The organism is Actinoallomurus acaciae (assembly GCF_042429965.1).
GTDB classification, from domain to species: domain Bacteria; phylum Actinomycetota; class Actinomycetes; order Streptosporangiales; family Streptosporangiaceae; genus Actinoallomurus; species Actinoallomurus acaciae.
The window spans coordinates 22,359-31,150 of sequence record NZ_JBHLZP010000055.1 but is presented as its reverse complement, the minus strand read 5'-3'; the positions used below and the strand labels follow the sequence as shown (position 1 = coordinate 31,150).

Below are 8,792 nucleotides of genomic sequence, written 5' to 3'. Positions count from 1 at the left end.
CCAGCGCATCCTCGCCCTCAACACCGCCATCTGGCACAACTGGCTCATCGACGCACCCGTCAAACGATCACTCACCGCCTACGACCACTAACCACCAGCCCACACACAATTCCCATCAACGATCTAGGTGGAGCAGACGCCGGGTGAGGTCGCGCAGGCGCGCGGCGCCGGGCAGGTCGTTGGCCCGCCCGGCCCGCAACTGCACCACGGGAGGCACGCGCCGCCGACTGGTCCTGGGACAGGATCTCGGCCGCCGTCGGCGGCGCGCCGAACGGCGAGACCCTGCGCCGCGACTTCGGTGGCGGCAAGGAACCAGCGTCGTGAGCGAGGGACCGCGCCGCCGGTACGCGACGGCCGGACACCGGCCCACACCGACGGTCGCCGTAATGGGCACGCGGTGACCAGCCACCTCCAGGACATCGAGCCGCCTCGACACGAAGGCGCAGCGGGCACCGGGCGGCACGCGCAGGCACCGGCCCGGTGACCCCTGCGGGATCAGCCGGTCGGTGCGGGGGCGGGCGCCGGGACCGCCGGGGCGTTCCAGTCGATGGTGTGGCGCTGCTCCCAGCCCATGGACTTCTCGATGTTCATGACCTTGAACGCGAGTGGCATCAGCAGCGACATGGCCCGGCGCGTGAGCGGTCCCGGGGTCTTGGTGTGGTTGACCTTCCTGCCGCGTGACGTGATCCGCTCGACCCGGGTGCGGCGTAGGTCCTCGTACGCGGCGAATGCCGAGGGTGGGTCGGGCAGGTCGCGCAGGCAGCGGGCCAGTTCGATCGCGCTCTCGATGGCCAGTGAGGCGCCCTGCCCGGTGCTGTTGGACGGTGCGTGCACGGCGTCGCCGACCAGCACCATGCGGCCGCGATACCAGTGTGGCACGGGCGGCATGATGTGCAGCGCCCCGACGACCTGCAGGGTCTCCGGCGTCGTGCGTTCGGCCAGCAGGCCGCCGGGGGCGTCGCCCGCGTACGTCTCCCGCAGCGTGCGCAGCCATTCCCCGGCCCGGATCGCCCGTGCCTCGCTCAGCGTCATGTACGTGCGCGAGGGCAGGTTGGCGCCCCACGCGACCCCGCCGCCCGGCTGCGGCCAGTACAGGTAGTAGGCGCGGCTGCCGTAGGCGAAGGTCATCGTTCCGGGTTCCAGGTCCAGGTCGACGTCGGCGTGCCCGCCGAAGCCCAGCAGGCCGGTGAAGTCGGGGCCGGGCGCGTCCGGGTCGATCAGGGTGCGGACGGTGGAGCGGACCCCGTCGGCCCCGATCAGGATGTCGGCCCGGGCGCTGGAGCCGTCGGCGAAGCGCGCGGTGACGCCGTCCGGGTCGTCGTCGGCGCCCGCCAGGCGCTTGCCGTACGCGAACCGCACACCGGCGGCGAGCGCCCGTTCCCGCAGCACCCGGTGCAGGTCGCCGCGTTCGACCACCTGGAGGGGCGGCACGCCCGCCAGGCCGGGCAGCGCGCGGGGTTCTCCCCGGCCGAGGCTCATGGCCGTCCGCCGTATCGGGACGGCGATGTCGCGGACGGCGTCGCCGGCGGCGATGACGCCGAGCGCCGCGAGGCCGTTCGGCGCGAGGGCGAGCGCGCCGCCGATGCCGTCCGGCCCGGCCGGGTAGGCCTCGTGGACGGTCGCCTCGACGCCCGCCTTGACCAGCGCGGTGGCCACGACGGGACCGGCGATGCCGCCGCCGATGACGATCGCGGTACGTACCTTGGACATGGTTCTCTCCTGTGGGGTGCGCCGACGCGGGGCGCCGGCGTGCGGTGGGTGAACGCGAACCGTCCCGCCGGAGAGAACCCGGATATCCTTTGATCGCCACCTCAGGGCCGGGTTCGTGTTCGCGGGCTTCGGTTCGAGGAAGGTCCCGGTGGCGGTGTTGCCGCACCGCCACCGGGCCAGATCGGGGAACCTCCCGGGGTCAGTCCGGTGGCAGCCCCCTCTCGGCGATCTCCGCCACCTCGTCCGGCATCTCGCCGGTCTGATGCCACGCCTGCCAGCCAGCGAGGTCCGGGAACGCGCCGGACGTCAGCTCGCCGAGCAGCGAACGGCTCCAGGCCGCCTCCGCCTCCAGCATCGCCAGGCCGTACTCGTTCTCGACGAGGAACAGCCGGGGAACGCCCTCCTCGCCGCTGCGCGCGATCGAGGCCCGCTGGGCGTCGATCGACTCCTCCAGGCGGCCGAGCCGCTCCCGGAGCAGGGCGATCGCCTCCTGCGGGGTCAGCACGGCGAGCACGGACAGACCCGCCGCGAACCTCGGGTGTTCGGCCTGCGGTGTGGCGATCAGCTCCCGGGTCCACTCGACCAGCTCGCGCCTGCCCGCCTCGGTGATCGCGTAGATCGTGCGCTCCGGGCGGGCACCCGCGCGGTCGGTGCCGACGACCTCGAGGAAACCGTGCTTTTCCATGTTCTGGACGACGGTGTAGAGCGAGCCCCACTTGATGTCCATGTCCTGGTCCTTGCCACGGGCACGCATCACGGAGGCCATCTCGTACCGGTGCATGGGCCGGGTGTAGACGGTGGCCAGCACCGCGAGGGCCAGCAGGTTGCCGACCTTCCGCTTCTCGGCCACGACGCCTCCCGGTTACTCGCCTACGAATATACGTGTACGAGTAATGCGCCACAAGACCGGCGGATGACGCCTCGGGTCAGTCGAGGACCTCCAGCAGCACCTTGGCGAACTCCTGCGGCGACTCGACCGCGCCGAGGTGCCCGCCCGGGAACTCGACGAGACGCGATCCGAGCAGGTCCGCGAGCCGGGCGACCGGGCCGTGGAGCGGCACCTGGCCGCGCGAGTCCCGCCCGGCCGCCGGCACCAGTTTGCGGGCGACGCGGCCGAGCGCGGCCAGGTCCGGAACGGTCGAGGAGAACGGGACCAGCATGTGCCCCAGGAACACCGGCAGGTTGGCGTGCATCCGGGGGGCCATCTCCCGGATCTCGGGCGGCGGTTCCGCCGGCCGCTCCGCGGGCGGGCCTCCCAGCCCCTCGCCGAACCGGGCCATCGCCGCACCGGCCCCTTCGGTACGGAAGACCTCGCGCACTTCGGCGAACAGCGCCCGGTGCGGGGCGGGATCCTCCAGGAGTCCGAGCAGCGGCGGCTCGTGCGCGACCACGCGGCGCAGCCGCTCGGGGTGCCGGGCCAGCAGGTCGACCGCGACGATGGCGCCGGAGCTGCAACCGAGCACGGAGGCCTCCTCGTGCGGGGCGAGCAGATCGAGCAGGCGGCGGGCGTCGTCGCTCCACACGTCCACCTTCTGGTCGGTGAGCGGGGCGTCGAGGGGGCTGCGGGACAGGCCGCGCGGGTCGTAGGTGACCACGGTGTGGTGGGCGGCCAGGTCCGCGGCCATGCCCGCGTACAGTCCGGCGTCGGCGGCGCCGCCGGGGATCAGCAGCAGGACCGGTCCGGCGCCGTACGTCTCGTAGTGGAGGGTGGCGCCGGGCACCTTGAGCGTGCCGGTCAGGGGTGTGTTCATCGTGTGTCCTCCTCGCGTCGGGACGGCCAGTTCGCCAGGAGCACGTGGAGCGCGTCGAGCGAGCGCGACCAGGACTCCCGGACGTCGCGGGGGTGGCTGAACCCCTCGCCGAGCTCCAGGTGGATGTAGCCGTGGAAGGCGGCGCGCAGCAGGCGGCCGGCGTCGGTCAGGTCGGGCTCGGCCAGGCCGTAGGCGTGGAGCATCCCGTGGGTCAGCTCGATGCTGCGGCGCAGTCCTACGGAGTCGGCGGCCTCCTCCGGCGTGAGCCGCAGCTGGGTCGCCGCGTAGCGGCCGGGATGGTCGAGCGCGTACCCCCGGTAGGCGTCGGCGAAGGCGACGAGTGCCTCCTTGCCCGCCCGGCCCGCCACCGCCACGCCGATGCGCTCGGTCATCTCCTCACCGGCGAGCAGCGCGATCCGTACGCGAAGGTCCCGCAGGTTCTTCACGTGGGAGTACAGGCTGGCGTCCTTCACGCCGAAGCGACGCGCGAGCGCCGAGACGGTGACGTGCTCGAACCCGACCTCGTCCGCCATCTCCGCCGCCGCCTCCGTGAGCCTGACCGCGCTGAGACCGGCACGGACCATGCGCCACCTCCTGACCTAGAGCCTCTAGGTATGAGCCTAGGGCTCCTAGCTCAGGTCGCGCAAACGGGCCACCACCAGGACCGGAACGGACTACGACAGGAGCCCGTCCACGAGGGCGCGCACCCTCGTGGCGTACGCGTCGCGGGCGGTCGGCTCCTCCCCACCTCGCTCAGCCGGTGGAGTGAAGGCGCTGGTCAGGGTCGTGGGCAGCAGCATGGCCGGGGCGGTGGTGCCGTCGAGCCGGGGCGCCGGCGTCGCGGCCCTGCCGGCGGCGCTCTTCGCCGCCGTCTACGGAGGCCTCTCGCGGAGGGAACCGGCATGACCGGAGGGCGGCGCGTCGCCGCCCGGGCGCCGGGTCGTTCGAACCACCCGGCGGTCTCCACGGGGGACCCGGCAGGGCCGCGCCCGGCAACGTCAGTCGCCGGGCAGGCGGCCGCCGCGGGTGCGCAGCGTGGTCCTGCCGCGGAGGAGGCGGCGCATCGTGCCGTAGCTCACGTCGAATCGCTGAGCGACCTGGCGGATGCTCCAGCCCTGCTCGTACAGGCGTACGGCGTCGTCGGCGCTCGGTTCTTCGGGGGCTCGCGACTCGGCGAGGAGCGCGCGCAGGCTCCCGCGGGTGTAGCGGCGGTGGCCGCCCGGCGTACGCAGGGGGGACAGGCGGCCCTCGCGGGCCCAGCGGGCGATCGTCGTCGTACGGACGCCGAACAGCTCGGCGACCTCACGGGGCTTGAGCAGGTCGTCGTCGGGAGGGAACGCGTCGGGGAGCACGGTTTCTTTCCAGGGAGAGGGGGGTCGATCGAGGGGAGCCGGAGTCACATGCGGAGGCCGGACGGCGGGGGCTCCGGCTCCTCGGCGGCGTCGGCGATCGCCCACACCGTCTTGCCGCCCCGGTCCTCCAGCCGCCAGCCCCAGTCCTTCGAACATCCCTCGACCAGCAGCAGCCCGCGCCCGTCCACCCGGTCGACCGAACGCCGCCGGCGGTCGGGCAGCGCCTCACTCGTGTCCCAGACCTCGATGAGTACGGTGCCGCCCTGGCGGGTCAGGGAGAGATGGAAGACCTCGCCGATCTTGGTGGCGTTGGTGGCCAGTTCGGCCACGATGATGAGCGCGTTGTCGAGGGCCTCGCCGAGCGCCCAGTCGGCGAGCGCGATCCTCGTCAGGAGCCGCGCCTGTTCGGCCGCGATCGGATGCGGCGGCAGGGGGAATCGGTGGACGCGGCTCTCGCCGATTGGCGGCCGCCATGCCGTCTCTGCGGCTTCGTGTATCGCTCGCAATTTTCGCCTCTTCATTTTTCCGAAATCCGGCGACCAGCCTCACACGGGCGATTACACTGAGCGACGAACCATCGAAGACCGGTTCCGCACCCCCTTTCTAGAATAACGAAACCGCGTGAATGCGGTTTCGCTTTGGAGGTCCCATGGTCGCCCGACGCGAGCCGTACGAGGTCCCGGCGATCCGCGCGTTCGCCACCGAATTAACGGCCTGGCGCGGCACGATGTCCAAGGTCGAGCTGGCCGAGCTGCTCGGCTACACGCCTCAGCTCATCGGCCAGATCGAGGCCGGAAAGAACATTCCGTCCGAGAAGTTCTCCGAGGACTCCGACTTCTTCTTCAAGACCAACGGTCTCTTCAAACGACTATGGAAACTGATCATGGAGACCCGGCGACTGGCGGTCCTGCCGCCAGGCTTCTCCAAATATATTCAACTAGAGGCCCAGGCGAGCACGATGCGAGCCTACAGTCTCGTACTCATTCAAGGACTGCTCCAGACAGAGGAGTACGCCCGCGCGATTCTGCTGGCTCTGCAACAGCCGGATACGGTCGATCAATTCGTGAACGCACGCATAGAACGGCAAGCGATCCTCACCCGGGAAAAGCCGCCGCGTCTATGGGTCACCATCGACGAGCGGGCCCTGCGTTGCATGATCGGCGGCCGAGAGGTGATGCGCGGCCAACTCCAGCACCTGCTGGAAGTTTCCAAGCGCCCCAACATCATGCTCGACGTCGTGCCACAGAGCGCGGACTCCCACGTGGGCCTGGAAGGCGACCTCGTACTCCTGGGTTTCGACAACGAACCCGATATCGCCTATACCGAATCGTCTGGGCGTGGCCAGGTTGTGGAGGATGCGGCGGGCGTGTCCGAGTTCCAAGTAAGGTACGACTTGATCAGGGGGCACGCCCTTCCCGTGGCGGAGTCCCGCAAATTGATCGAGTCGATCCTGGAGGGCCTATGAACTCCCTTGACTGGCGTAAGAGCAGCCGCAGCGGAGCCAGCGGAGGTAACTGCGTCGAGGTCACCGCCCTCTGGCGCAAGAGCAGCCGCAGCGACGGCAGCGGCGGCAACTGCGTCGAGGTCACCGTCGTGGAGTCGTCTCAGGCTTGATCAGTTGGAGCGACTCGTGTCGTCCCCCAACCAGCGCGTCAGGGCGGCTTCCAGGCCGGCGGGGTCACTGACACCGTCGGCCGAGGCCCACGCCACGAAGCCGTCGGGACGTACCAGCAGGGCACTCACCCCGGCGCCGTCCGCACCGCCCCGTACCAGCTCCAGACGCCCGGCGTACGGCCTGGCCAGGGCGGCCAGCTTGTCGTCCCCGGCGAGGTCGACCAGCAGGGCCCGGCCCCCGTGGGCATGGTCGGCGAGCCGCGTGCCGTCGTCCAGCCGGAGATCGGGCATCGTCCCACCGACCAGCGGATGGCCGCCCCCCAGGTCGTAGCGCTGCCACAGGCCGGAGATCCGCTTCACGTAGTAGGTCGCCCCGTCCCGGGTGCCGAGGAAGTCGGTGACCACGCTCCTGAGCGCACTGCTGTAGGCGTCGCCGCGCATCACGGCCACCTGCGCACGCGTCCAGTCGAGCACCCAGGCGCCGATCGGATGCCGTTCGGCGGTGTAGGTGTCGAGCAGGCCCTCGGGCGCCCACCCCCGTACGGTGGCGGCGAGCTTCCAGCCCAGGTTGACGGCGTCGCCGATCCCCAGGTTCAGGCCCTGGCCGCTGAACGGCGAGTGCACGTGCGCGGCGTCGCCGCACAGCAGCACGCGACCGCGCCGATAGGTCGTCGCCTGCCGCGCGTGGTCCGTGAAGCGCGTGCCGCCGGCGACCTCGGTGACGCGGACGTCGACACCGCTGGCGCGCCGCAGGCTGGCCTCCATCTCGGCCGCGGTGACCGGGGTCTCCCGGTCCGCCGGAGGGCCGTCCAGCTCGACGGTGCGCACCCGGCCCGGCATCGGCCCGTAGACGTAGACGCCGGTCGAGGTGTGCTGCCAGCCTCGCCCCAGGCGCTCCGCCCCCTCCACGGTGCCGACCGCCTGGCGGACCGTGATCTGGGGGTCCGTACCGGGGAACTCGAAACCCCCCAGGCGCCGGACCAGGCTGCGGCCTCCGTCACAGCCGACGAGCCACGCCACGCGTACATCGTCGCCGCCGCGCAGGTGAACGGTGACACCGGCCTCGTCGGCGTCGAAGCCGCTCACCTCGACCCCGCGCCGGACCTCGGCGCCCAGCTCCGCCGCGCGCCTGCCGAGGATCTGCTCCAGCTCGACCTGGGGGACCAGCAGATACCAGGCCGGGCCACGGCCGCGCAGACGAGGATCGTCCTCGTCGACCGGGTCGGCCGGGACCTGAATCCCGCCGAAGTGCCCGACGAACGGCGGACGCGTCCGCTCCCCCTGGAACGGCGGCCGCCTCTTCACCGCCTCCAACGCGGGGAGCAGGCCGCGCCGTTCGAAGGCCTCGGCGGCGGCGGTGTTGATCCCCTCCGCCTTGAGCGCGGTGTCGGGCTCCGTCCGCCGTTCGACTACGAGGACCCGGACCCCCGCCAGCCGTAGTTCGGTGGCGAGCATCAGGCCGACCGGCCCGGCGCCCGCCACGAGCACGTCGTAGTTCGTACCGCCTGCGGTCGGCGTGGTCTTCATGGACATCTCTTCTCTTCTGGACACGAACACTATTCTATATTTCTGGAACGCTGATCGTGTCAACCCGAACAGTGCTCGTGCCGGGCTAGACTGGGGCGCATGGCATCGCCTCCTCAGCGACGGCGCGCGGCGCGGCACCAGCAGCCCCTGGCCGACGAAACCGGCGCCAACCGTCGCGGCCCGTCGGCGGGGCGCAAGAAGCGCATCACCGTCGACGCCGTCATCGAGACCGCGCTCGGCATCGTCGAGCGCGAGGGGTACGGCGCCCTGACGATGCGGCGTGTGGCGAGCGCCCTGGAGACGGGCCCGGCGTCGCTCTACGCCCACGTCGTCAACAAGGAGGACCTGGACGACCTCCTCATCGGGCGGCTCTGCGCCGAGATCGAGCTCCCCGAGCCCGACCCGCACACCTGGCGCACGCAGATCATCGGCGTCTGCACCCGGCTCCGTGATCAGTACCTGCGCTACCCCGGCATCTCCCTGGCGGCGCTCGCCGTGATCCCGACGAACGTGGAGACCCTGCGCGTCAGCGAGGGCATGCTCGGCATCGCGTTGGCGGGAGGCGTCGACCCGCAGACGGCCGCGTGGGCGATCGACGCCCTGTTCCTCTACGTCAACGCCTTCTGCCTGGAGTCCTCCCTGCGCGACAGGCGCGTCGACCAGGAGGGATGGACCGCCGACGGCGACGAGCTGTCACGCCGCTTCGCCGCGCTGCCCGACACCTTCCCCCACACCAAGCGCTACGCGGCCGAGCTGACCTCCGGCACCGCCCTGGACCGGTTCGAGTTCACCCTCAACCTGATCATGAACGGCCTCGGCGCTCGCCCCTAGCGTGTGC

11 protein-coding genes are annotated in these 8,792 nt (G+C 71.4%); 3 read left to right on the top strand and 8 right to left on the bottom strand.

Annotated features, from left to right (window positions below; all coding sequences use genetic code 11):
* Positions 1 to 495 precede the first annotated feature (495 nt).
* The 7 genes from ACFFNX_RS10650 to ACFFNX_RS10620 all read right to left on the bottom strand — a co-directional run bounded on the left by ACFFNX_RS10650 (position 496) and on the right by ACFFNX_RS10620 (position 5,319).
* Positions 496 to 1,710, bottom strand: a complete 1,215-nt coding sequence (locus tag ACFFNX_RS10650; protein ID WP_378198736.1) for an FAD-dependent oxidoreductase — start codon at positions 1,708 to 1,710, stop codon at positions 496 to 498.
* Between the two features lie 199 nt (positions 1,711 to 1,909).
* Complete coding sequence (locus tag ACFFNX_RS10645) at positions 1,910 to 2,560, bottom strand: PadR family transcriptional regulator (RefSeq protein ID WP_378198733.1); 651 nt, start codon at positions 2,558 to 2,560, stop codon at positions 1,910 to 1,912.
* A 76-nt stretch (positions 2,561 to 2,636) separates the two neighbouring features.
* The gene (locus ACFFNX_RS10640) at positions 2,637 to 3,461 is read right to left on the bottom strand and encodes an alpha/beta fold hydrolase (protein WP_378198730.1); all 825 of its coding nucleotides are present in this window, start codon (positions 3,459 to 3,461) and stop codon (positions 2,637 to 2,639) included.
* Positions 3,458 to 4,045 (bottom strand): TetR/AcrR family transcriptional regulator, encoded by a 588-nt coding sequence (locus ACFFNX_RS10635; RefSeq protein ID WP_378198728.1) that lies wholly within the window; start codon positions 4,043 to 4,045, stop codon positions 3,458 to 3,460. Before ACFFNX_RS10635 ends, ACFFNX_RS10640 begins: the two co-directional genes overlap by 4 nt.
* 90 nt (positions 4,046 to 4,135) lie before the next feature.
* Entirely contained in the window at positions 4,136 to 4,261 is a 126-nt protein-coding gene (locus ACFFNX_RS10630; protein WP_378198725.1) for a hypothetical protein, read from the bottom strand.
* Positions 4,262 to 4,459: 198 nt separating this feature from the next.
* Entirely contained in the window at positions 4,460 to 4,813 is a 354-nt protein-coding gene (locus ACFFNX_RS10625; RefSeq protein ID WP_378198722.1) for a helix-turn-helix domain-containing protein, read from the bottom strand.
* Positions 4,814 to 4,857: 44 nt separating this feature from the next.
* Complete coding sequence (locus tag ACFFNX_RS10620; protein WP_378198719.1) at positions 4,858 to 5,319, bottom strand: ATP-binding protein; 462 nt, start codon at positions 5,317 to 5,319, stop codon at positions 4,858 to 4,860.
* Between the two features lie 143 nt (positions 5,320 to 5,462).
* Here ACFFNX_RS10620 and ACFFNX_RS10615 point away from each other — a divergent pair, with 143 nt between their 5' ends.
* Together ACFFNX_RS10615 and ACFFNX_RS10610 are read left to right on the top strand one after the other, a co-directional pair.
* A complete protein-coding gene (locus tag ACFFNX_RS10615) occupies positions 5,463 to 6,278 on the top strand; it encodes a Scr1 family TA system antitoxin-like transcriptional regulator (protein ID WP_378198716.1) in 816 nt (271 codons plus the stop codon).
* Positions 6,275 to 6,427, top strand: a complete 153-nt coding sequence (locus ACFFNX_RS10610) for a DUF397 domain-containing protein (protein WP_378198713.1) — start codon at positions 6,275 to 6,277, stop codon at positions 6,425 to 6,427. The genes ACFFNX_RS10615 and ACFFNX_RS10610 overlap by 4 nt, the downstream gene beginning before the upstream one ends.
* Here the strand turns inward: ACFFNX_RS10610 and ACFFNX_RS10605 are convergent, their stop codons facing one another.
* Positions 6,428 to 7,978, bottom strand: a complete 1,551-nt coding sequence (locus ACFFNX_RS10605; RefSeq protein WP_378198710.1) for an FAD-dependent monooxygenase — start codon at positions 7,976 to 7,978, stop codon at positions 6,428 to 6,430.
* Between the two features lie 75 nt (positions 7,979 to 8,053).
* Between ACFFNX_RS10605 and ACFFNX_RS10600 the strand changes: the two genes are divergently transcribed.
* Positions 8,054 to 8,785: a TetR/AcrR family transcriptional regulator gene (locus ACFFNX_RS10600; protein ID WP_378198707.1), complete on the top strand. Its 732-nt coding sequence runs from the start codon at positions 8,054 to 8,056 to the stop codon at positions 8,783 to 8,785.
* The last annotated feature ends 7 nt before the right edge of the window (positions 8,786 to 8,792 follow it).

What these genes read in the sequence shown, in the direction of transcription:
- ACFFNX_RS10650 (WP_378198736.1), bottom strand. Translation starts at nt 1,710, where the DNA reads ATGTCCAAGGTACGTACCGCGATCGTCATCGGCGGCGGCATCGCCGGT.
- ACFFNX_RS10640 (WP_378198730.1), bottom strand. Translation starts at nt 3,461, where the DNA reads ATGAACACACCCCTGACCGGCACGCTCAAGGTGCCCGGCGCCACCCTC.
- ACFFNX_RS10635 (WP_378198728.1), bottom strand. Translation starts at nt 4,045, where the DNA reads ATGGTCCGTGCCGGTCTCAGCGCGGTCAGGCTCACGGAGGCGGCGGCG.
- ACFFNX_RS10630 (WP_378198725.1), bottom strand. Translation starts at nt 4,261, where the DNA reads ATGCTGCTGCCCACGACCCTGACCAGCGCCTTCACTCCACCGGCTGAG.
- ACFFNX_RS10615 (WP_378198716.1), top strand. Translation starts at nt 5,463, where the DNA reads ATGGTCGCCCGACGCGAGCCGTACGAGGTCCCGGCGATCCGCGCGTTC.
- ACFFNX_RS10610 (WP_378198713.1), top strand. Translation starts at nt 6,275, where the DNA reads ATGAACTCCCTTGACTGGCGTAAGAGCAGCCGCAGCGGAGCCAGCGGA.
- ACFFNX_RS10600 (WP_378198707.1), top strand. Translation starts at nt 8,054, where the DNA reads ATGGCATCGCCTCCTCAGCGACGGCGCGCGGCGCGGCACCAGCAGCCC.